General features: G+C 72.3%; 20 protein-coding genes. 9 read left to right on the top strand and 11 right to left on the bottom strand.

What is annotated here, in order from left to right; genetic code table 11:
• Window positions 1-9: 9 nt before the first annotated feature.
• The 3 genes from IF00_RS0135915 to IF00_RS0135925 form a co-directional block, all read right to left on the bottom strand.
• Window positions 10-1,026, bottom strand: coding sequence for a hypothetical protein (locus IF00_RS0135915; protein ID WP_030325504.1), 1,017 nt, complete (start codon window positions 1,024-1,026; stop codon window positions 10-12).
• Between the two features lie 205 nt (window positions 1,027-1,231).
• Window positions 1,232-1,606 carry a hypothetical protein gene (locus IF00_RS0135920; protein ID WP_030325505.1) on the bottom strand — a complete coding sequence of 125 codons (375 nt, stop codon included), beginning with the start codon at window positions 1,604-1,606 and terminating at the stop codon, window positions 1,232-1,234.
• Between the two features lie 380 nt (window positions 1,607-1,986).
• On the bottom strand, window positions 1,987-2,382 hold the full coding sequence (locus IF00_RS0135925; protein ID WP_030325507.1) for a RidA family protein: 396 nt from the start codon (window positions 2,380-2,382) through the stop codon (window positions 1,987-1,989).
• A 155-nt stretch (window positions 2,383-2,537) separates the two neighbouring features.
• On the opposite strand from IF00_RS0135925, the gene IF00_RS0135930 reads away from it, so the two are divergent.
• From IF00_RS0135930 to IF00_RS0135950, 5 genes are all read left to right on the top strand, one after another.
• The gene (locus tag IF00_RS0135930) at window positions 2,538-3,512 is read left to right on the top strand and encodes a helix-turn-helix transcriptional regulator (protein WP_030325508.1); all 975 of its coding nucleotides are present in this window, start codon (window positions 2,538-2,540) and stop codon (window positions 3,510-3,512) included.
• Window positions 3,513-3,806: 294 nt separating this feature from the next.
• Entirely contained in the window at window positions 3,807-6,044 is a 2,238-nt protein-coding gene (locus IF00_RS0135935) for a glycoside hydrolase domain-containing protein (protein ID WP_030325510.1), read from the top strand.
• Window positions 6,045-6,054: 10 nt separating this feature from the next.
• Window positions 6,055-6,540, top strand: a complete 486-nt coding sequence (locus tag IF00_RS0135940) for a hypothetical protein (protein WP_063740712.1) — start codon at window positions 6,055-6,057, stop codon at window positions 6,538-6,540.
• Window positions 6,537-7,307: a hypothetical protein gene (locus IF00_RS0135945; protein ID WP_030325514.1), complete on the top strand. Its 771-nt coding sequence runs from the start codon at window positions 6,537-6,539 to the stop codon at window positions 7,305-7,307. The genes IF00_RS0135940 and IF00_RS0135945 overlap by 4 nt, the downstream gene beginning before the upstream one ends.
• Window positions 7,308-7,444: 137 nt before the next feature.
• Window positions 7,445-9,436 carry a hypothetical protein gene (locus tag IF00_RS0135950; protein ID WP_030325516.1) on the top strand — a complete coding sequence of 664 codons (1,992 nt, stop codon included), beginning with the start codon at window positions 7,445-7,447 and terminating at the stop codon, window positions 9,434-9,436.
• On the opposite strand, the gene IF00_RS46295 is transcribed toward IF00_RS0135950, so the two are convergent.
• The 4 genes from IF00_RS46295 to IF00_RS0135970 all read right to left on the bottom strand — a co-directional run bounded on the left by IF00_RS46295 (window position 9,417) and on the right by IF00_RS0135970 (window position 14,101).
• Entirely contained in the window at window positions 9,417-9,572 is a 156-nt protein-coding gene (locus IF00_RS46295; protein WP_167346904.1) for a hypothetical protein, read from the bottom strand. The two genes, IF00_RS0135950 and IF00_RS46295, sit on opposite strands and share 20 nt — an antisense overlap.
• Before the next feature lie 164 nt (window positions 9,573-9,736).
• A complete protein-coding gene (locus tag IF00_RS0135960; RefSeq protein ID WP_030325518.1) occupies window positions 9,737-10,720 on the bottom strand; it encodes a serine/threonine-protein kinase in 984 nt (327 codons plus the stop codon).
• Window positions 10,720-11,508, bottom strand: coding sequence for an SH3 domain-containing protein (locus IF00_RS41815; RefSeq protein WP_245234723.1), 789 nt, complete (start codon window positions 11,506-11,508; stop codon window positions 10,720-10,722). The genes IF00_RS0135960 and IF00_RS41815 overlap by 1 nt, the downstream gene beginning before the upstream one ends.
• Before the next feature lie 4 nt (window positions 11,509-11,512).
• Window positions 11,513-14,101, bottom strand: a complete 2,589-nt coding sequence (locus IF00_RS0135970) for an FHA domain-containing protein (RefSeq protein ID WP_030325521.1) — start codon at window positions 14,099-14,101, stop codon at window positions 11,513-11,515.
• Between the two features lie 102 nt (window positions 14,102-14,203).
• On the opposite strand from IF00_RS0135970, the gene IF00_RS0135975 reads away from it, so the two are divergent.
• A complete protein-coding gene (locus tag IF00_RS0135975; protein ID WP_245234724.1) occupies window positions 14,204-14,908 on the top strand; it encodes a TetR/AcrR family transcriptional regulator in 705 nt (234 codons plus the stop codon).
• Here IF00_RS0135975 and IF00_RS0135980 read toward each other — a convergent pair.
• Window positions 14,872-15,678, bottom strand: a complete 807-nt coding sequence (locus IF00_RS0135980) for a class II aldolase/adducin family protein (RefSeq protein ID WP_030325524.1) — start codon at window positions 15,676-15,678, stop codon at window positions 14,872-14,874. The two genes, IF00_RS0135975 and IF00_RS0135980, sit on opposite strands and share 37 nt — an antisense overlap.
• Before the next feature lie 154 nt (window positions 15,679-15,832).
• Window positions 15,833-16,666 carry a DUF3626 domain-containing protein gene (locus tag IF00_RS0135985; protein WP_030325525.1) on the bottom strand — a complete coding sequence of 278 codons (834 nt, stop codon included), beginning with the start codon at window positions 16,664-16,666 and terminating at the stop codon, window positions 15,833-15,835.
• A gap of 123 nt (window positions 16,667-16,789) precedes the next feature.
• Between IF00_RS0135985 and IF00_RS0135990 the strand changes: the two genes are divergently transcribed.
• Together IF00_RS0135990 and IF00_RS0135995 are read left to right on the top strand one after the other, a co-directional pair.
• Complete coding sequence (locus IF00_RS0135990; RefSeq protein ID WP_030325526.1) at window positions 16,790-17,548, top strand: ThuA domain-containing protein; 759 nt, start codon at window positions 16,790-16,792, stop codon at window positions 17,546-17,548.
• Window positions 17,549-17,679: 131 nt separating this feature from the next.
• Window positions 17,680-19,077: an NADP-dependent succinic semialdehyde dehydrogenase gene (locus IF00_RS0135995; RefSeq protein ID WP_030325527.1), complete on the top strand. Its 1,398-nt coding sequence runs from the start codon at window positions 17,680-17,682 to the stop codon at window positions 19,075-19,077.
• Window positions 19,078-19,123: 46 nt separating this feature from the next.
• On the opposite strand, the gene IF00_RS0136000 is transcribed toward IF00_RS0135995, so the two are convergent.
• Complete coding sequence (locus IF00_RS0136000; RefSeq protein ID WP_030325528.1) at window positions 19,124-20,149, bottom strand: PHP domain-containing protein; 1,026 nt, start codon at window positions 20,147-20,149, stop codon at window positions 19,124-19,126.
• A gap of 70 nt (window positions 20,150-20,219) precedes the next feature.
• A complete protein-coding gene (locus IF00_RS0136005; RefSeq protein ID WP_030325529.1) occupies window positions 20,220-22,301 on the bottom strand; it encodes a SpoIIE family protein phosphatase in 2,082 nt (693 codons plus the stop codon).
• Window positions 22,302-22,541: 240 nt separating this feature from the next.
• On the opposite strand from IF00_RS0136005, the gene IF00_RS0136010 reads away from it, so the two are divergent.
• A partial coding sequence (locus IF00_RS0136010; RefSeq protein WP_030325531.1) for an AfsR/SARP family transcriptional regulator occupies window positions 22,542-23,861 on the top strand: 1,320 nt, incomplete at its 3' end.

The following is a 23,861-nucleotide window of genomic DNA, read 5'->3' on the forward strand; positions in this document are numbered from 1 at the left end:
GCGGTGCGCCTACGCGGCACCGCCCTCGAAGCCCTCTTCGGAGCCTTCCTCGAGGCCCTCGTCCGCCATCATGGCGCCGAAGAAGCCGCCCATGAGCTCCTCCAGGTTCATCTCGGTGGCACCGGCCGGGGCCACGGGCTTGGTGCCGCCGCTCATCTTCAGCGCCAGACCGAACTTCTTGACCTTCGCGTTCTCGGCCAGCTTGGCGAGGTCGACGTACACCTCGGTCAGCTCGCCGTTCTTGAGCGTGAAGTCGGCCGAGACCTTGGTGTCGGGGGTGTCCTTCAGGTCCTTGTCCGACGGCAGGTCCATGCCGGGCGGCAGGTCCTTGGTGAGCGGACGCAGCTCGCCGATCAGGGACGTGAGCAGGCTGCGCAGTGGGGCTGTGGCGGTGATGTGTTCGGTGCCGTCCTGGCCGCCGGCGGTCTTGAAGTCGACCTCACGGGCGATGACCTCGCGGAGGGCCTCCACGAGCTTCTTCTGGGTCTTGGGGTCCAGAGAGGCCTCCGGCGACGGCGTGGCGCCGGGCGCCTCGCCCATCTCCTCGGCCATCTCCTGGCCGGCCTTCTCCATCTCCTTGGTGTTGAACTTGACCCACTCGCCCGCGAGCACCTTCTTGAGGCCCTTCGCCTCCGGCGGCAGCTCGTCGGCGGGCGGCATGGGCGTGTCCATCGCCTTGCCGAGGGCTTCGACGTCGGACCGGACGTACGTGTAGTCGCCGACGACCCGGTAGTCGAGAAGGTCACCGCCCGAGGTGCTGACCTTCATGGCCATACCGACGAAGTCCTTCTCCTCGGACTCGTCGATCGCCTTCTTCGACTCCACCGTGACGCTGATCTTCGCGCCGCTGATCAGCTCCGCGGCCTCCTCGGGGATCTCCTCGCCGGGCTCCGGGTCCGACTCGGCGTCCATCAGCTTGAGGGTCTTCGCGTCGACGTCCAGGTCCAGCTCGAAGGAGATCGACTTCTCCTTGCCCAGCTTCTCGAAGGCCTGGTCCAGCTTCTTCCCGGCGGAAAGCTGCTCCACCGTGCCGCAGGCGGCCGAACCAGCCAGGACGGCGCCGACGACTGCGGTGGCGGTGAGGGTCTTGCGTATGGCGGTGATGATGGTCTCCTCATGGGTTCGATCACCGGCGTGATCGATCAGGAGACTCGCGACTGCGCTGAATGGTTGCCCTGTTCTCGGTGTTTCCCAGGTCACTCCGGGAGAAGGATCCTCGCGTCCCGAGAGGTCAGGAGGCGACCCGCGTCACCTCGGTGATCCGACAGGTGACGGGCTCGTCGACCTGGGTCAGGCTCTGAGCCCGCTCGTGGGCGACCTGGTCGGGAGCCAGGTGGTTCACGGCGGTGTGGGCCTCGGTGAGGCGTTCTCCCGATGCGGCCGTGAACTCCACGTCGATGAAGTAGTCGCTCGGTTTGCTGCTGCGGTTGGTGATGTCCAGTTCGGCGTGCGGCCACTTCGTGCCGGAGTCCACCTGGCAGGCCGTGATCCTCACATCCCCCGCGGGGCCGTCCGGATCGTCCCGGCCGGGATCGTCCACGGTGACCACGAGGGCGACGACGCCGATCACGGCGAGCAGCGCGAGGCCGCCGAGGACGAGGCCCACGACCAGACAGGTCCTCGACTTCCGCGGAGGCCGCGGCGGGCCGCCTCCCCAGCCCCCGCCGGGCGGAGGCGACTGACCTCCCGAGCCTCCGCCGGGGGGAGGCGGCTGGCTTCCCCAGCCCCCGCCCGGGGGAGGCGGCTGACCTCCTGAGCCTCCGCCCGAGGGGGGCGGCTGACCTCCCCAGGAAGGGGGCTGTTGGCCGGGTGTGACTCCCATGGCCGTCACCTTCTTCGAACGACTACCTCCACAGTGCCCCCGGAGAAGCGCGCGAGCAGGTCGACGAGCATGCGAGCACGGGCCGCACCGGCAGGGTGCGAGTGAGCCCGGCCCGCTCCTGGTGCCGGCCGAGCCGGCACGAGGAGCGGGCCGCCGCTGTCGCGTCAGGCGACGGCGGTTCCCTCGAGCTCGACCATCTGGCCGGGGAGCGCCAGCCGCGTCACCCCGAGCATCGTGGTGGCCGGCGCCACCCCGGCGGCGCCCAGCCGGCCCGCCAGCTCGCCGTAGTGCCGGAAGAGCAGATCGACGTCGGTCGTATAGACGTTGAGCCGCACGAGGTTCGCGAGGGACATCCCGGCCTCGGCGAGCACGGCCTCGACGTTGTCGATGCTCAGCGCCAACTGCCCGGCCATGTCGCCCTCGTGCCGCGGCCCGCCCTCGTCGCTCATCGCGGTCTGGCCCGAGATGTACAGGGTCCGTGTGTGCCCGGAGACGAGCTCGCCCTGGTTGAACCCCTTCTCCACCGACCACGTCACCGGGTTGACCGCGGTTCGCTCCATCGCCACATCAGCTCCGTTCGATTCGTTCGACTCATGTCGATCCATGGGGAGTGCGTACGTCCATCGCCGTGGCGGCCGCCTGCTCCGATGTCGTGGTGACGAGCCTCCCAACAAATCACGACACCCTTGGTCATGTATTCCGTTAACGTTCTCGGATGCGTGCCGACCGGCTGGTTTCCCTGGTGCTCCTGCTGCGTCAGCGCGGTCGTCTCACCGCGGACGCGCTGGCCCGTGAGCTGGCGGTGTCCACCCGCACCGTGCTGCGCGACATCGAGGCGCTCTCCGCGGCCGGTGTCCCCGTCTACGCCGAGCGCGGCCGCCACGGCGGCTTCGCCCTGTTGCCCGGGTTCCGGACCGAGCTCACCGGGCTGAACCACGACGAGGCCCTTGCCCTGCTGACCGCCGGACCGGGCCGCGGGGAGCAGGCGTTCGGCCTCGGTTCGGCGCGTGCCTCGGCCCTGCGGAAGGTTCTCGACGCGCTGCCCGAGAACCACCGGGCCACCGCGAGCGACGCGGTCCGGCGCTTTCTCGTCGAGCCGGAGACGGACCTGCTCTCGCGGAGGGTGGTCGCCGACGAGGTACCCGGCACCACGATGACCGAGGTCCGGCGCGCGGTGCTCGCCGGACACAGACTGCGCATCCACTACGCGGCCACGGGCCAGGATCCGGAGTGGCGCACGGTGGACCCGATCGGCCTGGTCACGGTGCGCGACCGGGGCTATCTGCTGGCCACACGGGCCGGCGCGGACCGCACGTACCGGCTGTCACGGGTACGGGCCGCCGAGGAGCTCGCCGAGGCGGCCGAACGGCCCGACCGGGTCGACCTGGACCGGATCTGGCGGGAGCGCTCCGCCCGGTTCCTCGGCGACGACCACCTCGTCGTGTTGGTACGGGTGAACCCGGCGCGCCGCGAGGACCTGCTGGACACCGCGGTGGCCGTACGCGCCGAAGCACCGGACGCGGACGGCCGGCTGCGTCTGGAGCTGACCTACCAGGACTCACGACACGCCGAATGGGCCTTGTGGCAGCTCGGCATGGACGCGGAGGCCCTGGCACCGCAGTCCCTGCGCACCGCCCTGCACGACCGCGCCTCCGCACTGGCCGACCGCTACGGAGGAACCTCGGCCTGAGGCCCCCGTGAGGGAAGTGTGCCTGCGGTGTGGGGTCTTGAAGAGGAGACGCGCGAGCGGGCGGAAGGTTGTGCGCACGTTCGGTGTCGTCGACGTCACGAGATCATCACGAAGATCACCGGCCGGGTCCGATCCGGGGTCCATTGCTCGGAAAGATCCAGGACCGTCGTCGCACTGGCCGTGAAATGGTCAAGACCAGGGCTCCTCAAGGGCGTTGATCCCGACCGACCCAGGTCGCGGCAGGCCCTTGTCCACCGGCTTTCACCTGCTGTCACCTGTCGAGAAGGGCACCCCATGGCCGACGAGATGGTGCGTCAAGCCCAGGTCTCCATCAACCGCACGTACAGCAGCCGTATCGGCATGAGCGTCGAGGAGAACGGCCAGACCAGCTGGAACGTCATGTACGCCCTGACCCGTGCGCTCCAGTACGAGTTGGGCATCACCAGCCTGTCGAACAGCTTCGGCCCCGCCACCCTGGCGGCCATAGCCGAGAAGTACGGCAAGATCGACGCGTCCAACGTGCCGTCCGCGGACTTCTGCCGGATCCTGCAGTCCGCCCTGTACTGCAAGGGCTACGACGGCGGCGGCATCGACGGTACGTACAGCGCCCGCGTCCAGCAGTCCGTCACCGAGCTCAACGCCGACATGGGCCTGAGCGCGGTCTATCCGGGCAGCGCGCTGTGGCCGAAGGTCATCAAGGGCCTGTTCAACATGGACGCGTACGTCACCGTCAACGGCGGCTCCAGCGCCGTTCGTTCTGTGCAGCAGTGGCTCAACGGCCAGTACGTGCTGCGCAAGGACTTCTACGTCATCCCCTGCGACGGCCACCACTCGCGCGACGTCGCCAAGTCGATGCTCTTCGCCGTCCAGTACGAGCTCGGAATGGCGGACGGCGTCGCCAACGGTGTCTTCGGGCCCGGCACCCAGTCCGGCCTCAAGTCGCACACCCAGTCGGTCGGCAGCTCCGGCAACTGGGCGCGGCTGTTCACCGGCGCGATGATCCTCAATCAGAGGTCCGTCGCCTTCGGCGACTTCACCGGCGCGGTGTCCACCGCCGTCCAGGGCTTCCAGTCCTTCGCGAAGCTCCCGGTCACCGGCAACGGCGACTTCTCCACCTGGGCCTCCCTCCTCGTCTCCTACGGCGACCAGAGTCGTAACGGAGAGGCCTGCGACGGAGTCACCAAGATCACCGACGCCCGTGCGGCCGGTCTCAAGGCGGCCGGCGTGAAGTACATAGGCCGCTACCTCACCAACCCCAGCGCCACCTCTCTCCCCGAGAAGGCCATCCAGCCCGGAGAGCTGGCCACCATCGCCGCGAACGGCCTGCGCTGCTTCCCGATCTACCAGACGTACGGCCGGGACGCCGACGGCTTCAACTACGCCGCCGGACGGGCCGCCGGGCAGGCCGCCGCCAACGCCGCCCTCGACCACGGCTTCAAGCCGGGCTCACGGATCTTCTTCGCCGTCGACTTCGACGCGCTCGACCACGAGGTGACGTCGAACGTCCTGCCGCACTTCAAGGGCATCGTGGACGCGCTGGCCGCCGACGGCGGACGGTTCGAGATCGGTGTGTACGGCCCCCGCAACGTCTGCACCCGCGTCGGCGAGGCCGGCCACTCCACCGCCTCGTTCGTCTCCGACATGTCCTCCGGCTTCTCCGGGAACCTCGGCTACCCGCTCCCCGCCGACTGGGCGTACGACCAGATCGTCACCCGCACCGTCGGCTCCGGCGCCGGCTCCATCGAGATCGACGTCAACATCGCCTCCGGCCGCGACACCGGCCAGGGCTCCTTCGACCCGCCGCGCCCGCCGCGCCCGGACGTCGCCTTCGACGGCTCCTTCCTCACCGCGCTGCACGAGGACCTCAGCCGGTACATGCGCAGCATCGGTTACGAGGACGACGGCGGCACCGGTACCGACGCCCGGCTCTTCACGCACACCCAGTGCTTCGAGACGATCATGGCGCACGACGCGCAGACCACCCAGCTGTCCCTCGCCTACAGCATGCGCAAGGCGCTCATCCAGACCTCCGCCTACTGGGAGATGCGGCACTACGACCTCATCGACCAGGGGGTGGACCATCAGGTCGCCTCGTACCACCTCAACGGCATCGGCATCGTCAAGGACTCCTCGACCGGCATCGGGCAGATCAGCGGCGAGGTCGGCATCCGGGCCTGGAACCACTGCATCGACAAGGGCTTCGTCACCGGCACGCGCACCGACCCGACCAAGGACGCCGACATCTGGACCATGTGGCAGAAGGTCAATCAGGACAACGCCTTCTCCCTGCGGACCGTGCCGCTGATCCACCTCTGGGGCGTCGCGGGCAAGCCCGGCGGCAAGAACCCGCCGGCGGGCGAGACCACTCTGCGCGACATGAGCCTGAACTACACCGAGGGCGAGATCTTCGAGATCATCCGCCGCTACCAGGGCTGGGGCGACCAGGCCGAGACCGACGCGGCCAAGCGGATGGGGCTCTACCACATCTTCGAGAAGTACAACAACCTTGTCCGGCAGCTCGCCGGCGAGTGAGGTGGTCGCCATGACCTCCTCGTACCCCGCCTTCGTGCCCCTGCTGATCGGCATCGTCGTCGCCGCCCTCACCGCCTTCGGTCTCACCGGTTACGGCTTCCCGGCGATCGGCCGGGGGGCCGTGGCACGCGGCGGCGCCGCGCTCGCCGGAGCCCTCGCCGCGGTCGCCTACGCCTGGGGCCTGGTGTCGCTCCTCCGCGACGAGAGCGGCACCGCCCAGGCCTGCCAGGACGCGAACCCCGGCCTGTACGGGCAGGTGAGCGGCTACAGCGTGTCCTATCTGCCCCCCGGCCTCGACTGCCGGCTGACATCCGGTGGTTCGTACGCGGCGGCCGTCCCCGACTTCCTCACACCCGTGATGACGGGCAGTGCGGTGATCGCGGTGACGCTCGCCCTGCTCGCCGTTGCCGAACACCGCCGCACCACCCCGTCCGTACGCCCCCGGCATCCCGCGCCTTCCCCGCATTCCGAGCATTCCGAGAAGAGGAACACGTGAGCGCCACTCCCGCCTCCCCGCTGTCCCGCCGAGGCTTCCTGCTGCGTGCCGCCGCCGTCGCCACCGCCGCGGTGGCGCTCCCGCACTCGCAGGCGCTGGCCTCCCCGGCGTACGCCGTCGCCCCGCGGGACTACACCTTCCCCCGGGCCATCCGCGAGGGCGTCGCACGGGCCGAAGCCCGGAACGAGCGACTCCTCACCGGAGCCCGCTCGGCCAACGGCTGGGCCATCGAGGCCGCCGCCGACCAGGGCGGATCCATCGCCACCCGGCCCGTGCCCGGCACCCCCGTGACGGACCTCCAGGTCCGGCTCGGCGCACCCGAGACCGTCCTGGTCCACCTCGTACGCCGCTTCCACTACGAGATCGCCGAGCTCCAGCCCGGCGAGGCCGTCGGCTGGACCGCTCCGGACGGGCTCCGGGGGCCCGCCCGCAACCTGGCCTCCGGCACCGCCGTCCGCGTCCGCCCCGGCCACTTCCCGCCCGGCACCAAGGGCGGCTACTTCCCCCTCGAACTCGCCGTTCTCCGCGACATCCTCGCGGAACTCCAGGGCGTCGTACGCTGGGGCGGCGACGACCGTGCCGTCGACGAGGCCCTCTTCTACCTCGCCGTCGGCCCCGACGACACCCGACTGGCCGCCGTCGCCGAACGCCTCCGCACCGGGCAGCGCACCTCCGGCCAGGGCGCCGGCGTCCTCGTGGACGTACACGACAAGCGTCGCCGCTCGGCCGCCGACGCCCTCGCCCGCCGCCAGCGGACCGAGGCCTGACGCCGAGCCCCGCCCTTTCGGGGGCGGGGCCACGACGAGGGCCGCACGCCCGCCGGGGCGAGGGGCCGATCGGCCCGACGACGAGGGGCGGCCCGGTGGCAGGATGATGCGGGGATGAACGAGGCAGGGGGACGCGGATGTCGCTGAAGGCGCTCGACGCCGTGGTGTGGGACGGCCTTGCGACGGCAAGTCCGACGGAGCAGGTCGAGGACGTCCGTCGGGCGCTTCGCCGGCTCGTCACGGCCGGCCCGGCGGCGAAGGAGGAGGACGCCTACCCGCTGTACTCGCTCGTCGCGAGGGAAGGGTGTGAGCCGCCGTCCGCGGCGGCGGTGGCCCTGCCCTTCGTCATCGCCCTCGCCGCCGACCCCGTCGTGCCGGTGAGGGTGCGCCGCGAACTCGTCGACGTACTGGTGGCGATGCAGGCACCCGCCCTGAACGGTGAGGACTGGTCCGGGGCATGGGCCCTGCTCGCGGATCCGGAGCCGGCGATGCGGCGGGCCGGGATGGGGCTGGCCGTCGGAGCCGAAAGGCTCCTGGAGCGGTGGCGGGTGGAGACGGACCCGGCGGTACGGCTGCCACTGCTGCTCGCCCTCGGCGAAGAGGCCGCGGCCGGGCGGGCCGGGCAACGAGAGGACGAGGTACGAGCCGTGCTGTCCGCGATGCTGGACGCCGACGACCCCGTCCTGTGGGTCGCGGCCGTGCACGCCTCGGCGGAGCTCGACCGCGACCTGCCGCTCCGGCACATGGACAGGCTGATCGAGGTGTTCTCCGACCTCGTCCTGAGACCGCGGTTCGAAGAGGTCTGGTACTCCCCGAACGTCGACGGCTCCTGGACCCGCGAGGACCTGGTGCGGTCGACGGCCGTGCTGTTCGAACACGAGCGCGAGGCCGAACTCTCCTTCGCCGTCACGCTGATCGAGACGGCCGGGCGAACGGCGGACACCGCACTGTGCCGGGAGGCACTCGACGTGGCGTGGCGCCTCCTCACCGAACGACGGTCCGTGGAAGCCGCCCTGCTGCCCCTCGCGGGCGGGCTGCTGACCCATCCGGACGGGACCCTGCGGCTGAGGGCGGCGAACATCCTCGCGGTGCTCGGCCCGGCGGCGGCTCCCTACGCCGACCGGCTCGCCGACATGCTCGACGACGACGCGTCCGACGACCTTCTCGACGGAACAGTCCGGGAGATCGCCCGGTGGGCACTGACCCGGATCGACGACCCGCGCGCTCTGCCGGGGCTGATGGAGCAGCTCCGCGCACAGGCGGAGGAGCAGGGCCGAGGCTACGTCATCGGTGATCCGAGGCGGCCGGAGATCACGGACGTGCTGGTCCCGCTGCGCGCGCACGCGGACGTCCTGCTGCCCGCCATGCTGGAGGCGATCCGTGAGGGCGGACCCCGAGAAGGTCTGACGCACACCATCCTCCACGTGCTGGAGGCCTGGGGCGAGGACGCGCAGTCCGCCGCCCTGCCCGAGCTCCTCCCGCTCCTCACGGACACCTCCACCTCGACCACGGTCCTGAGGATCCTGTTGAGCATGGGACCGGCCGCGGCCTCGGCCGAACCCGCCCTGCGGACCTGCCAGGTGGAGGACCATCCGGGCAACCACGACTTGATGGCCTGGACTTCCGCGCGTATCGGCGGTGACCGCGACGCGGCCCTGCGGGTCATCGGTGAGGCGGTCCTCACGGCGGAGAACCCCGGGTGGGGTCCGATGAGCACCCTCGCCGGATTCGGTTCCGACGCGGCACCCTACGCGGACGGGCTGCGCGCCCTCATGGAGAACCTCACGCACTGGTCCCGGCTCAGGGCGGCGATCACGCTCTGGGAGATCACGGGCCGGCTCGAACCGACCATGCGGGTCCTGGAGGAGTTCGTCCTGCCGATCGCCGACGGCGGAGACGGCTACGGCTTCTTCCAGGACGCTCTGAGGGCCCTGATCCGCATGGGTGAGATCAGCCCCGCGATCCGCACGGCGCTGCTGGCGATACGGGAGTCGGAGCGCCGCCTGAGCCGGGATGGCGGGTACCCCATGATTCTCCTGGACAAGGAACTGCGCGGCCTGATCGAGGAAGCCCTCGGCGGCGCTTGCGCCGCCGCTCCGGCGTCCACCGTCAGAACAGGTTCCCCATGAAGTCGAAGAACCGGTTCACGGCGACGATCGCGAGAATCACGAGCCCGATCAGGACCACGTAGAACCAGGAACAGCCGCCCCCCACGTCCACCTGGTGCTCGTCCCGACCGCCCAGCTCTCCGTCGAACAGGTCCACGTCCGTCCCCTCTCCCCACCCGGGCCACCCCCGGGCCCCACGGCCCGTATGGACGCACTTTCGCACGCCCGGGTTCCGGAGCCGAAGGGGTCGCGTACTCAGCCGTGTACTCAGTCGTGCACGCGCCGAACAGGTCTTACTCGGGCGGTGAGTGGAGGAAGGGTCTAGCGGCTCCGGAACATCGGCCTCGCCCACGCGGGTGGGTCCCGCGGCGGGGTCAGCGGGTCCCGGCTCTTCGTCACGACCGGTCCGCCTCCGCCCGTCGTCAGCGCCGCCCGCAGCTCGGCCACGAACTCCAGGCACGTCCCGTACCGCTCCTCGGGCGTCTTCGCCAGCGCCTTCGCGAACACCGCGTCCGCCGACTCCGGCAGCCCCGGCCGGACCTCGGAGAGCGGTGGCGGCGGGTCGTACTGCTGCGCCCACAGCACCGCCCAGTCGGTGTCACGGCGGAACGGTGGCGCCCCCACCAGCGTCTCGAAGACCACGCACGCCAGGCTGTACACGTCGCACCGGCCGTCCACCGGCTTCCCCGAGATCTGCTCGGGCGCCACGTAGTCCAGCGTGCCCACGAACTCGCCCACCGTGGTGAACCCCGTCAGGGACAGCGACTTCTTCGTCAGGCCGAAGTCCGTGAGGTACACGTGCTCCGGATGGTCCCGGTCCGTACCCTCCGCCACCAGGATGTTGCCGGGCTTCACATCCCGGTGGACCAGATCGTGGGCGTGCGCCGCGTCCAGGGCCGAAGCCACCTGCACGGCGATCCGTCCCGCCTTCCCCGGCGGCAGCGGCCCCTCGCGGTCCAGCAGGGCCACCAGGTCCTGCCCCGCGACGTACCGCATGGCGATGTACAGCACCCCCTCCGTCTCGCCCGCGTCGAAGACTGGCACGATGTGGGGGTGGTCGATCGAGGCGGCGACCCGCGACTCGTGCGCGAAGCGCCTGCGGAAGGTGTCGTTACGGGCCAGTTCGGGGGCGAGCAGCTTCAGTGCCACCGTCCGGCCGAGCCGCAGGTCCCGCGCCCGGTACACGACCGCCATCCCGCCGCGGCCGATCTCGCTCTCCACCCGGTAGCCCGCGATCTCCTTGCCGAGGAGTCCGGAGGGACGGCCCGCCGGCAGCTCCGGTTCGTCACGCGGCCCGCCGGCCATCACTCCTCACCGGCCGTTCGGTGCGGAGGGCTCTCCACGATCTGCGTGGGCGGTGGAGCCGGGGCCGCGGCGGGGTCCGCCTGCGGCTGCGGCACGGCTTGGGTCGGTGGCGGGCCGGCGGCCGGCGGCGGGTCGCCCCGCAGCACCACCTGGGTCGGCTCGTGGTCGGGGGGCGCGGTCGCGGGCCGATCGTGACCGTCGGCTTCGGCTTCCCCGGCTTCCCCGGCTTCGTCGGGCTTCGCCCCGTCGGCGGCGGGGGAGACCGGGGACGCCGGGGAGGCGATCGAGGGCGCCGACGACGCCGCGTACGTACTCAGCCCCACCCCGTCGCAGTACACCCACCGCTCGTGCTCCGCGTCGTACAGCCACACCGACTCGCCGTCGACGACCATGCCCACCCGCAGCCCACGCGTCCGCAGCCGGAAGTTCTCACCGTCGAGGTGCCCCGCCCCCAGAGCCTCCGCCGCCCGCCGGTAGCGGCCGAGCGCGTCCTCGGCGCGGGCGATCAGCGGGCGCGGGTCGGCGGTCCTGGTGAGCGGCTGTCCCGCCGCCGGCGGATCGTCCGGGACGGTGACGAGGAGCCGCGCGTCGACCCAGGCCGTCCAGCCGTTGGAGCAGAGGATCCGCCCCCAGTCACCGGCCCGCTCCTCCAGACGTACCGGCAGGAACGCGTCGAGCGGCGTCGTGGGCAGCCCCGGATCCGGCTCCTCCCAGGTGTCGAGACCGTCGCGCGGTACGACATGGGTGGGCCGGAAGTCCGGCACGTACTCGGGTACGGGGACGCTCACGGGCCTACCTCCGCATGACGACCGGCTCGTGGCGGCGCAGCAGCCGCGCCACGACCAGGCCGATGACGAGACAGAGCACCACCAACATGCCCATGTCGAACAGCCAGGCCGCCGCCGTGTGGTCCATCAGCGGATCCGCCGTCTTGTCGCTCGGCGAGACCGTCCCGATGTCGACCGTGGCGCCCATCGCCGCGAACGCCCACCGCGACGGCACCAGCCACGCCAGCTGCTCCAGGACGGGAGTCCCCCGTACGGTCAGGAGCGCCCCGCAGAACACCACCTGCACGATCGCGAGGAGGACGAGCAGCGGCATCGTCACCTCCTCCTTGCGGACCAGGGCGGAGACGAGCAGGCCGAGCATCATCGCCGTGAACGAGAGCAGCGCGACGGCGAGGGTGATCTCCACGAGCGGCGGCATCAGGACACCCTTGCCGTCGGGCACGTTCAGCGGGACGCCGATCAGGGCCACCAGGGTCAGGACGACCGCCTGGACGACCGTGATCGCACCGAGCACGACGATCTTGGAGGCGAGGTATGCCGAGCGTGAGAGGCCGACGGCTCTCTCGCGCCGGTAGATCGTGCGTTCCTTGACCAGTTCACGGACGGCGTTCGCCGCACCGGTGAGCACGCCGCCCACACAGAGGATGAGCAGGACGTTCAGCGTCGACTCCTGGTTGAAGCCGCCCTCGGACAGGGCCCGGGCCATCGCGCCCATCACGAACGGCAGCGCGATCATGATGGCCAGGAACGTGCGGTCGGCGGAGAGCGCGGCGGCGTACCGTCGGACGAGCGTCCGCAGCTGGGAGCCCCAGCTCTGCGCCTTCGGCGGCGGGGCGGGTTCCCGCTCCACCGGGGAGGCCCCCGGCACGGGGACGTTCGGGCGGGCCGTCGCGTCGTCGACGTACCGGCGGTGGAAGCGGGAGGACCGGTACAGCCCGGCCCAGTCGCGCTCCCGGTCGTTCTCGAAGGCCTCGAAGGCCTCCGGCCACTCGCCGAAACCGAAGAAGCCGAGGGACTCGGCGGGCGGCCCGTAGTAGGCGACCCGGCCGCCCGGCGCGAGGACGAGCAGCCGGTCGCACACGTCCAGGCTGAGCACGCTGTGCGTGACGACGACGACCGTGCGGCCGTCGTCGGCGAGCCCGCGCAGCATGTGCATCACCGACCGGTCCATGCCCGGGTCGAGGCCGGACGTCGGCTCGTCGAGGAAGAGCAGCGAGGGTTTGGTGAGCAGTTCGAGAGCGACGCTCACCCGCTTGCGCTGGCCGCCGGAGAGGCTGTGGATCGGCTGCTGCGCGCGCTCCACGAGCCCCAGCTCCTGGATCACCTCGTCCACCCGGGCCCGCCGCTCGTCGGGTTCGGTGTCCTCGGGGAAGCGAAGCTCGGCGGCGTACCCGAGGGCCCGGCGCACGGTCAGCTGGAGGTGCAGGATGTCGTCCTGCGGGACGAGCCCGATGCGCTGCCGGAGCTCGGCGTAGTCCCGGTACAGGTCACGGCCGTCGTAGAGCACCGTGCCCCGGTCGGCGGGGCGCTGCCCGGTGAGCGCGCCCAGGAGCGTCGACTTCCCCGCGCCGGACGGTCCGACGACCCCGAGCAGGCACTTCTCGCCCACGGGGAACGACACCTCGTCGAGCAGGGTCTTGCGGCCGTGGTCGACGGTGACGGCGAGCGACTGGACGTCGAGGGAGACCTCGCCGGTGTCGGTGAACTCGACGAGCTGCCCGCCGATGAGACAGAACGCGCAGTGACCGACACCGACGATGTCGTCCGGCGTCACGCGGGCGTCGACGACGGGGGCGCCGTTGAGGTAGGTGCCGTTGTGACTGCCCAGGTCATGGATCCAGTACGTGCCGTCGGGATGGGCGCGCAGCTCGGCGTGGCGTCGGGAGACGACGAGATCGGGGACGACGACGTCGTTGTCGGGGGCACGGCCGATCCGGATGCTGTGGGCGGGCAACGGCCGTACGGACGTCGGCTGCCGGAAGGTACCGGTGGCGGCGGGGTGCGAGACGGAGGGGGGCCGGGGCGGCGGCGCGTTCTGCGGGGTGACGAGGCCGGGGGGCACGGGGGAGGCCGCCGGGGCCGCGGCCTCGGCGGGTGCGGGGGTCCGGTCGGGTGCCGGTGCCGGTGGAGCGGGCCGGGGGGCCGGGTGGGCGGCCGGAGCCGGTTCGGGATGGGGCGGGGCTTCCGGCTGGGCTTCAGCCTGCGCTCCCGGTTGTTCCGGTCGTGCTTCGGGCTGCGCCGCCGGCATCGCCTCCGGGGCGGCGGGGGCCGCTCCCGACGACAGCACCGCACGGGGGCCGTCCTCCGGATGGCCGAACCGCACGACCGTCCCGGGGCCCACCTCCCGCGGCCCGGCCACTCGCAGACCGTCCGTGAAGGTGCCGTTCGTGCTGTTCTCGTCCGCGAGGGTCCAGTGGCCGGCGGCGGCGCTGAGCACCGCGTGATGCCAGGACGCGCGCGCGTCGGCGAGCACGATGTCGCTGGTGGGGTCGCGCCCGATGCGATAGACACGGCTCGGAGTCATCCGGGTCGCGTCCCCGTCGATCACGAGGACCAGATCGGGCGCCGAAGGCGCTACGGGCCGCTCTCCCATGCGTGAATATTATCCGCCGGTGGTCATCCCTGCCCGGGATGAGGCCGCCGGTAGGGTGGGCGTCCGCCGCGGACGCGGCCCAGGACGAAGGAGGAGGCACCCGTGCCGAAAGGTGTCACCAGGCGGCGGCCCCGTACCCGCGCGGCATTGCTGAAGGCCGCCCTGGAGACCTTCGCCGAGCACGGCTTCCACGCGACGACGATCGAGCAGATCTGTGAGCGCGCCGGCTACACGCGGGGCGCGTACTACTCGAACTTCGCCAGCAAGGAAGAGCTCTTCCTCGCCCTCTTCGACGAGCACAGCGACCGGACCGTGCGACGGCTCGCCGAGTCGATCGACGCGCTGACCGCCGAGGAGTACACCCTGGCCCGGCTCGCGGAGCTCGCCGCCCGGGTCGAACCGGACGAGCGGGACTGGTACCTCGTCACCACCGAGTTCACCCTGCACGCCATCCGGGACCCGCAGGCCGCCTGGGTGCTCGCGCGCCACGACGCACGGCTGCGGGCCGAGATCGCCCGCGGGCTCACCCTCGTCCTGCGCCGGGCCGGGCGCGAACTGACCGTGGACGCCGACCGGTTCGCACGCCTTCTCATCGCCCTGCGCGAGGGGGGACTCGCGCAGAGCTACGTGGAGCCGGCGGAGCTGCCGCCCGGCAGCCTGGAGCGACAGTTCCTCGCCCCGCTCCTGGAGGTGTCGACGCGGGAGATCCCCGGCGCCGCCACCGGCGCCGGCATCGACACCGGCATCGACAACGGGCCAGAGGACGAGGGTCAGTCGAAGAGGTCCGGGTCCGACGCCGTGATCTGATCCCACAGCGGGCGCGCCTGGAACCAGCCGGCCAGGTGCCCGCCGATCTGACCGCGCGTGAGCAGGGCCGTCTCCCGGTCGATGTGCTGAGGCGTACCCGCCGCCATCGCCAGGAGCTGCGCCTGGCAGGACCGCTCCATGGTGACGAACCACCACACGGCCTCGGCGACGGACTGCCCGACGGTCAACAGCCCGTGGTTCTTGAGGATGACCGCCTTGTGGTCGCCCAGGGCCTTGGCGACCCGCTCGCCCTCCTCGGTCTCGTTGACCACGCCCCGGTAGTCGTCGTAGATCCCGTGGTCCTCGAAGAAGGCGCAGGCGTCCTGGGTGATCGGATCGAGCGGGATGCCGAGGCTGGAGAAGGCCTTGCCGTACAGGGAGTGCGAGTGCGCGGCGGCGATCGCGTCGGGCCGGGCGGCGTGGACCCGCGAGTGGATGACGAACGCGGCCCGGTTCACGGGCCTGCGCCCCTCCAGTACGGTCCCCTCGTGGTCCACCAGGATCAGGTCGGAGGCCTTGATCTGACCGAAGCTCATGCCGAAGGGGTTGACCCAGAAGGCGTTCGGGTCGCCGGGGTCGCGGACGGTGATGTGCCCGGCGACCCCCTCGGAGAAGCCGAACCTCCCGAAGATACGGAAACCGGCGGCGAGTTGTTCCTTGCGGTACCGGCGCTCCTCCTCGACGGAGTCGAAGGTGGGCGGCAGCGGAAGGACGACCCCTTCGGGCAACGGCCCGACGGCGGCGGCGAGCGCGGGCGGCACGGTGCTCATGACGGCTCCTCGGTGAGCGGTGGGGCACGGGCGGGCGAGGGTGGGGCACGGGCGGGCCCGGCGCGGCAAAAGATACAGAGATGTATCCGATACGACAACGGATCACGCGTCCAGGTGCGCATCGAGCAACGCTGCGCCGTGGTGCGTCGGCCGGTCAGGCGGCGGGTGCGCCGAAGCGGGCCAGGTAGTGCCAGACCTTCTTCACGTCCTGCGGGTCGTACCGCCCCGAACCCGCCGCCTCCTGCACGATCCGGGGATCGAGCCGGCCGTCGACCGCGATCCGGGCGCCGAGCTCCACGTACTCCTGCCCCCGGAAGCCGGGATGCCGGCGCAGTTCGTCGACGGACAGGCGGAATCCGTCGTGCCACTCCACCGGGCACGGCAGGCGCCGGGCCGCCGCCTCCACCTCCGTGTCCCGGTGGCTCGGGTCCAGGACCAGTGCCTCCACGTCGCGCGCGAGGTGGACCGGGCCGTGGATCTGCGCCTCGATGTAGTCGTCGAGCAGGTCCTTGTCGTCGCTCTCGGCGAGCGCGATCAGGCCCATCCGGGCCGCGACGCCGAAGTCGGTGGGCTCCAGGAAACTGTCCGGATAGCAGAAGGTCGCCCGGTCCACGGCGGCGGCCGTCAGTCGCAGATGGGCGGAGCCGAAGCGGGGTGCGGCGCCGAACGGGCGGCGGCGGAAGTCGAGGGCGCCGTAGACCGGCCGCGCGTCCGCCGGGGCCTCGTCGTACGTCCCTCCGAAGATGCGGCTCTCCCAGCGCCAGCGGTCGCCGCCCGGACGGGCGGTGAGGCCGCCGTTGCTGGTTCCGGTGACGAACTGGGGGCGGTAGACCCCGTCGTCGGCCAGCCGGCCGAGGAAATGGGGGTGGAAGTTGAGGGTGACCCGCAGGGCGGGGTCGATCGGCTCGCCGGTGGAACGGGCCGCCACATGGGCGAGGGCGCGCCGTGCGTGTGCGTGGGTGTGCGCTGCGGCGTGGATCCGTGTCATCGGGGCAGTGTGGCGGAGGGCCGAGGGTTGCGGCCCGGGGTTTTCGGTGGCTACGGTCGACCCTCGTAGAGAAAGCGCTTACCCCCTTCCCTTGTCCGCTGCCCCGTCCCCTGGAGTCTCCGCGTGCCCCCTCAGGACGTCCTGATCTACACCCGCACCACGGGCTACCGCCACGACTCGATCCCCGACGGGGCCGCCGCGCTCGCGGAGCTGGCGCACGACCTCGGGCGGAAGGCCGAGGTGACCGAGGACCCGGAGGTCTTCACGCCCGGGCGCCTGGCCGAGTGCGCCGTCGTCGTCCTGCTGTCCACGACCGGGAACGTCCTGACCCCCGGGGGACGCGCCGCCCTTGAGGCGTACCTCAGGGGCGGCGGCGCCCTTCTCGCCGTCCACGCGGCGGCCAACGCCGAGCCCGACTGGCCCTTCTACGGCGAACTGCTCGGCACCCGTTTCGACGGCCACCCCGAGATACAGCCCGGCATCGTCCTCGTCGACGACCGCGACCACCCCGCGACGGCCCCGCTGCCGGCCCGCTGGGCCTGGACCGACGAGTGGTACAACTTCACGTCCGACCCGCGGGGCAGCGCGAAGCCCGGGGACGGCACGGCGTCCGGGGGCGGCGCGCAGTCCGGGGGCGGAAGGAAGCCTGGGAACAGCACGGAGTCGAGGGACGCCCCGGCGTCCGGGGTACGGATCCTCGCCCGGGCCGACGAGACCTCGTACCGGGGCGGTACCCACGGTGACGACCACCCGCTGGTCTGGTGCCGGGAGATCGACGGCGGGCGGGTGTTCTTCACCGCGCTCGGCCACGCCTCGGAGACGTACCGCGACCCCGTCTTCCGCGCCCACCTCTCCGGCGCCCTGACCTGGCTCACCGCCTAGAGATCGTCCGCCGGCCACGTTTCCCGAGGTCGCCGCCGCTTTCGGGTCACCCCACCGCTCCGCCCCTGTTGCGCCGAGCCGCGCTTAGCGGAAACGTGCAGACGGGGGCCGTTGTCAGGAGGAGATCCGTCATGGGCATCGCCACCGTGAACCCCGCGACCGGCGAGACGCTGCGCGTCTACGAGGCCCACGGGTCCGAGGAGGTCGAGCGGCGGATCGCCGCCGCTCACGAGGCGTACCGCCAGTACCGCACCACCTCCTTCGCCGAACGCGCCCGCCTGCTGCGCGCCGCCGCCGCTCTCCTCGACGAGGACACCGAGGACATCGCGCACACCATGACCGTCGAGATGGGCAAGCCGATCGCCGCCGCCCGTGCGGAGGCCGCCAAGTGCGCCAAGGCGATGCGCTGGTACGCCCGCAACGCCGAGGAACTGCTCACCGACGAGCACCCGGCGGAGAGCGACGTCCAGGACTCCGGCGCCGACGTGGCACGCGTCCACTACCGGCCTCTCGGCCCGATCCTCGCCGTCATGCCGTGGAACTTCCCGCTCTGGCAGGTGATCCGCTTCGCCGCGCCCGCGCTCATGGCGGGCAACACCGGCCTCCTCAAGCACGCGTCCAACGTGCCGCAGACCGCGCTCTACCTCGGCGACCTCTTCCGCCGCTCCGGATACCCCGAGGGCTGTTTCCAGACCCTGCTGATCGGCTCCCGCGACGTCGAGCGCGTCCTGCGGGACCCCAGGGTCGTCGCCGCCACCCTGACCGGCAGCGAACCCGCGGGCCGGGCCGTCGCCTCCGTCGCGGGCGACGAGGTCAAGAAGACCGTCCTGGAACTCGGCGGCAGCGACCCGTTCATCGTCATGCCCTCGGCCGACATCGTCGGAGCCGTGAAGACGGCCGTCACCGCGCGCGTGCAGAACAACGGGCAGTCCTGCATCGCCGCCAAGCGGTTCATCGTCCACCAGGACGTGTACGACGACTTCTCCGAGCGCTTCACCGCCGCCATGAACGCCCTCACCGTCGGCGACCCCCTCGACGAGTCCACCGACGTCGGCCCCCTCGCCACCGAGCAGGGACGCACCGACCTGGAGGCGCTCGTCGACGACGCCGTACGACGGGGCGCCACCGCCCTGTGCGGCGGCCACCGCCCGGAGGAGCCGGGGCTCGCGAACGGCTGGTACTACCGGCCCACCGTCCTCGCCGGCATCTCCCCGGAGATGCGGATCCACCAGGAGGAGGCCTTCGGGCCGGTCGCCACGGTGTACCCGGTCCGAGACATCGAGGAGGCCGTGACCGTCGCCAACGACTCCCCGTTCGGCCTCAGTTCCAACGTCTGGACCCGCTCCCGGGAGGACGTCGCCTTCTTCGTGCGCGACCTGGAGGCCGGGGGCGTGTTCGTGAACGGCATGACGGCCTCGCACCCCGCCCTCCCCTTCGGCGGGATCAAGCGGTCCGGGTACGGCCGTGAGCTCTCCGGGCACGGCATCCGCGAGTTCTGCAACGCGACGACGGTCTGGCAGCGCGCCTGACGAGCGGACGGTCGGTTCGCTCGGGTGAGCGTCGATGATGTCCCGCTCAGCTCCGAGTCCACTCCGACAACCGTTCCGCCGTCCACGTGTTGATCACCCGGTCCTCCGGCACTCCGCACTCCTCCGCCCGCGCGCAGCCGAGGATCTGCCATTCCAGCTGGCCCGGCGCGTGCGCGTCCGTGTCCACCGCGAAGTGCGTGCCCGCCGCCACCGCGAGCCGCAGCAGCCGCCGCGGCGGGTCGAGGCGTTCCGGGCGGCTGTTGATCTCGACCGCCGTCCCGGACTCGGCGCAGGCGGCGAACACCCGCTCCGCGTCGAACTCCGACTCCGGTCGCAGCCGTCCGCCCGCCACCAGACGGCCCGTGCAGTGCCCGAGCACGTCCATCAGCGGGTTGCGCACGGCCCGTTCGAGCCGGCGGGTCATCGCCTGCCCGTCCATCCGGAGCTTCGAGTGGGCCGAACCGACCACGAGGTCGAGGCGGTCGAGCAGCTCGGGCTCCTGGTCGAGCGAACCGTCCTCCAGGATGTCGCACTCGATCCCGGTGAGCAGACGGAACGGCGCCCACTCCTCGTTCAGCCGCGCCACCACGTCCAGTTGCTCCAGGAGCCGCTCGGCCGACAGGCCCCGCGCCACCGTGAGCCGGGGCGAATGGTCGGTGAGCACGGCCCACTCGTGGCCGATACCCGCCGCCGCACGGCCCATGTCCTCGATCGTGGCGCCGCCGTCGGACCAGTCCGAGTGGAGGTGGCAGTCGCCGCGCAGGGCCGCCCGCAACGCCTCGCCCCCGCTCGTCGGTTCGGCGGTCCGCAGGGACTCCTCGAGCTCCGCCTCCAGCACCGCCAGGTACTCCGGGACCCGCCCGTCCAGCGCCTCGCGCACCACCGCCGCCGTCTTGGGACCGAGGCCCTTGACGGACTCCAGGGTGCCCGCCGCCGCCCGCCGGCCGGCCTCGCCCTCCGGCAGGGCGGAGACCGCGGCCGCGGCCGTACGGAAGGCCCGCGCCCGGTACCCGGGCGCCTGGGCGCGCTCCAGGAGGAACGCGATCCGGTTCAGGGCGGCCACAGGATCCATGACGTCGCTCCTCGCTTCCTCGGGGCCCGTCCTCGGGCTTCTCCTCAGAGGGTGCTTCCCAGGCTTCTCCTCAGGTGCCGTTCACGGCGTCGGCCGGCACCTCCGCCGGGCCGATCTCGCACCACACGGCCTTGCCCTCGCCGCGTGGCTCGACACCCCAGCGCGACGCCAGCGCGTCGAGCAGCATCAGTCCGCGCCCCGAGGTCGCGGCCTCGCCGGGGGTACGCCGCCGGGGCCAGGCGCTCGACCGGTCCTGCACCGACAGCCGGACCCGCCGCACCGGTTCGGGCAGCACCTCCAGGGTCAGCACCGCGCCGCCTTCGGTGTGCAGCAGGACGTTCACGAGTAGTTCGCCCGTCAACAGCTCGGCGTCGTCGGCCAGTTCGGGCATGCCCCAGTCGCCCAGCGCCTGTCCCACGGCCGCGCGCGCGTCCGACAGGCCCTGTGGATCGGCCTGGTGGATGTACTGGTGGATGCGCGGCGCGCGGGGCGTGCCGGGGTCCGGGCTGCGCCGCAGCACCAGGAGGGCCACGTCGTCGCCCGAGCCCCAGCGCTCCCACAGCCGCTCGGAGAGGTGGTCGGCGAGCGCCTCCGCCTGCGGCGGGCCGCTGCTGATCGCCTCCGAGAGGACATCGAGACCGGTCCCGATGTCCGACCCTGGCTGCTCGACGAGTCCGTCCGTGCACAGCACCAGGGTCTCCCCGGGGACGAGGTCGAGGCGTGTCTCCGGGAACTCCTCGTCGCCGAACACGGTCGCGAGCCCCAGCGGCAGCCCGCCCCGCAGCTTGGGCTGTCCGACCCGGCCGTCGGTGTGCCGGATCAGCGGACCGAGGTGCCCGGCCCGGACGGCCCGCAGCGTTCCGCTGCCCAGATCCACCTGGGCGTACGTGCAGGTGGCGAACCGGTTGGTGTCCAGCTCGGCGAGAAACCGGGAGGCGCGGGCCAGCACGGTCGACGGGGCGTGGCCCTCACCGGCGTACGCGCGCAGGGCGATGCGCAGCTGCCCCATGATGGCGGCGGCGTGGGTGTCGTGCCCCTGCACGTCGCCCACGACGATTCCGACCCGGCCGCGGGGCAGCGGGATCACGTCGTACCAGTCGCCGCCGACCTGCCGTCCGCTCCAGGCCGCGTGGTACCGCACGGCGATCTCGCCGCCGGTGATGCGCGGGATCCGGCGCGGCAGCATGGTCGCCTGGAGCCCGGTCGCCAGCTCCCGTTCCTCGTCGAAGAGGATCGCCCGCTGGAGGGACTGGGCGACGATCGCCGCGAGCCCGAGGGCCAGGTTGCGCTCGTCGGCGTTGAACGAGGTGCGGCCCCGGTAGAACAGGGCCATGCCGCCGAGTGACCGCGCCTGCGCGACCAGCGGAAGATAGCAGGCCGCCCGGAAGTCCAGCCGCGCCAGGTACGGGGCCAGCTCGGGGAAGTCGCGCCCGAGCGACGGGAACGAGGAGACGAACCGGGGCCGCCCGCTGAGCACGGCCTCGGCCAGCGGCATGCCCCGGTCGAGCCGCCGGACCCGGAAGTCGTCGAGCGCGTCGAGGGTCTCGCCGCTGAGCGCGATGATGTTCAGCGAGCCGTTCTCGACGAGGCCGAGTGCCAGGCCGTCCGCGCCGAGCCTGGCGAGCCCGCCGGGGCCGGTCAGGGCGGCCGTCACGTCGTCCACGGTCACCGCGCGCGACAGCGCGGCCGTCGTCCGCTCGACGATGTTCGTCTGGACCTCGCGCCGCTTCTCCAGCTCCTGGACGAACGCGAAGCGCGTGACCTCGGCGGTCGTGTCCCGTACGACCCCGACGATCCGCTTCGCCCGCCCGTCCGGCGAGCGCAGGATCCGGGCCTGCACATGCGTCCAGTGGGGTGGTCCACCGGCCTGCGGGATGGGGAAATGAGCGGTGTACGACACCTCGCCGCTGGTGACCGCCTCCCGTACGACAGCCTCCAGCCTGGTCCGCTCGTCGGGGTCGAGGCGGGCGATCAGAGACACCGGGCGGCCGTCGAAGGCGTCCGGAGCCACCCCGAAGACCAGCAGCCCGGACTTGTCGACATCGATGGTGCGCGTGTCGAGATCCCAGTCGAAGCTGCCGGTCCGGTTCATGGCGAGCCACTCGGCGGGCCCGATCTCGCCATTGCGCGTACGCCGGTCTTCATCGGTCATCCTCCCCATTGTCGAACCCGCGCCCCTCCGACGCCATGGCGATGACACGGCGTGGCGCGAGTTCGCCTCGGCGGGCGAGCGGTGGGGAGGTGGTGGGGAGGCGGTGGGAGAGCGGCCGCGAAGGGGCCGGGAGCGGCCGGACTGCGTCGGGAGGGCCTCGCGGGGCGGTCGGCGGGCCGCTCCTGTGACACCGCACGAAAATACCGGTGGGCCCCGGCGCGCGGCGGGCAGAATGGGCCGGTGCAGCCGCCCTACCGCGTTCTCGGTCCGTGTCAGGCCTTCCGTACCGACGACGGGACGGAGGCCGTCCTGGGCGGTGCCAGAATCCGCGCCCTGCTCACCGCTCTCGCGGCGGCCGGCGGGCGGACGGTGGGCACACGCGCCCTGATCGACCAGGTGTGGGGCGACGCCGACCGCGCCGAGGACCCGGACCAGGACCGTACGGCGGCGCTCCAGGCCCTCGTCGGGCGTCTGCGCCGGGCCGTGGGCCGGGACGCCGTCGTCTCCGCACCCGGGGGCGGCTACCGGCTGGCCGCGGCCCCGGACGCCGTCGACCTCCACCGCTTCGAGCGGCTCGCCGCCGAAGGCGCGGCCGCGCTCGGAGCCGGGGACCCGGCCTGCGCTGCCGCCCTCCTCGACGAGGCCCTCGGTCTCTGGCGGGGTCCCGCCCTGGCGGATCTGCCCGGCCGGGACACCCACCCCCTGGTCGTACGGGTCGAACAACGGCACAGCCAGGCGCGACGCGACCGCTTCGCCGCCGATCTGGCCCTGGGACGGGCCACGGAGGTCCTCGCACCGCTCGCCGCTCTGGCGGCCGGAGAGCCGCTCGACGAACCGCTCCAGGCCCTGCGGATCCGCGCCCTGCGGGCAGCCGGGCGGCCCGCCGAGGCCCTGGCCGTGTACGAGGAGATCCGGGCGAGCCTCGCGGACAAGCTGGGCACGGACCCGGGACCCGCCCTGCGCGCCCTCCACGCCGACCTCCTGACGGACTCGGCGCCCGCTCCCGCGCCGTCGCCCGCCACGCCGGAGGGGACGGGGCAGGCGGTCGGTCTTCCCGCCCGGCTGACCTCGTTCATCGGCCGGGACGACGACCTGGGCGCGCTCGCCGCCGAGTGGGGAGCCCGGCGGCTCGTCACCCTCACCGGGCCGGGTGGCGTCGGCAAGACGCGGCTCGCCGTGGAGGCGGCCCGGACCTATCGGAACGGCCCGGTGTACTTCGCCGAACTCGCGTCCGTACGCGAGGAGTCCACGGTCACCGCGGCCGTCCTCAGCGCGGTGGGTGCGCGCGAGACACACGTGTGGCACCGTGCGGCGGTCGCCGCTGTGGACCCCTTCGCCGAGCTCGTCGAGCACTGCGCCGGGCGGCGGATGCTGCTCGTCCTCGACAACTGCGAGCACGTGATCGCGGCGGCGGCGGAGCTCGCGCACGTGCTGCTCACGCGCTGTCCGGGCGTCACCGTGCTCGCGACGAGCCGGGAGCCGTTGGGGGTGCCGGGGGAGGTGGTGCGGCCGTTGGGGCCGTTGCCGGTGGGGATGGCGTTGCGGTTGTTGGGGGAGCGG

It is taken from the genome of Streptomyces flavochromogenes, assembly GCF_000717595.1.
Classification (GTDB): Bacteria; Actinomycetota; Actinomycetes; order Streptomycetales; family Streptomycetaceae; genus Streptomyces; species Streptomyces flavochromogenes.

Bases quoted from the DNA above. Each gene is read 5' to 3' on its own strand.
- IF00_RS0135985 (WP_030325525.1), bottom strand. From the start codon at position 16,666: ATGACACGGATCCACGCCGCAGCGCACACCCACGCACACGCACGGCGC.
- IF00_RS0136005 (WP_030325529.1), bottom strand. From the start codon at position 22,301: ATGACCGATGAAGACCGGCGTACGCGCAATGGCGAGATCGGGCCCGCC.
- IF00_RS0135995 (WP_030325527.1), top strand. From the start codon at position 17,680: ATGGGCATCGCCACCGTGAACCCCGCGACCGGCGAGACGCTGCGCGTC.
- IF00_RS0135980 (WP_030325524.1), bottom strand. From the start codon at position 15,678: ATGAGCACCGTGCCGCCCGCGCTCGCCGCCGCCGTCGGGCCGTTGCCC.
- IF00_RS0136000 (WP_030325528.1), bottom strand. From the start codon at position 20,149: ATGGATCCTGTGGCCGCCCTGAACCGGATCGCGTTCCTCCTGGAGCGC.
- IF00_RS0135925 (WP_030325507.1), bottom strand. From the start codon at position 2,382: ATGGAGCGAACCGCGGTCAACCCGGTGACGTGGTCGGTGGAGAAGGGG.
- IF00_RS0135950 (WP_030325516.1), top strand. From the start codon at position 7,445: ATGTCGCTGAAGGCGCTCGACGCCGTGGTGTGGGACGGCCTTGCGACG.
- IF00_RS0135970 (WP_030325521.1), bottom strand. From the start codon at position 14,101: ATGGGAGAGCGGCCCGTAGCGCCTTCGGCGCCCGATCTGGTCCTCGTG.
- IF00_RS0135940 (WP_063740712.1), top strand. From the start codon at position 6,055: ATGACCTCCTCGTACCCCGCCTTCGTGCCCCTGCTGATCGGCATCGTC.
- IF00_RS0135935 (WP_030325510.1), top strand. From the start codon at position 3,807: ATGGCCGACGAGATGGTGCGTCAAGCCCAGGTCTCCATCAACCGCACG.
- IF00_RS0135960 (WP_030325518.1), bottom strand. From the start codon at position 10,720: ATGGCCGGCGGGCCGCGTGACGAACCGGAGCTGCCGGCGGGCCGTCCC.
- IF00_RS0135930 (WP_030325508.1), top strand. From the start codon at position 2,538: ATGCGTGCCGACCGGCTGGTTTCCCTGGTGCTCCTGCTGCGTCAGCGC.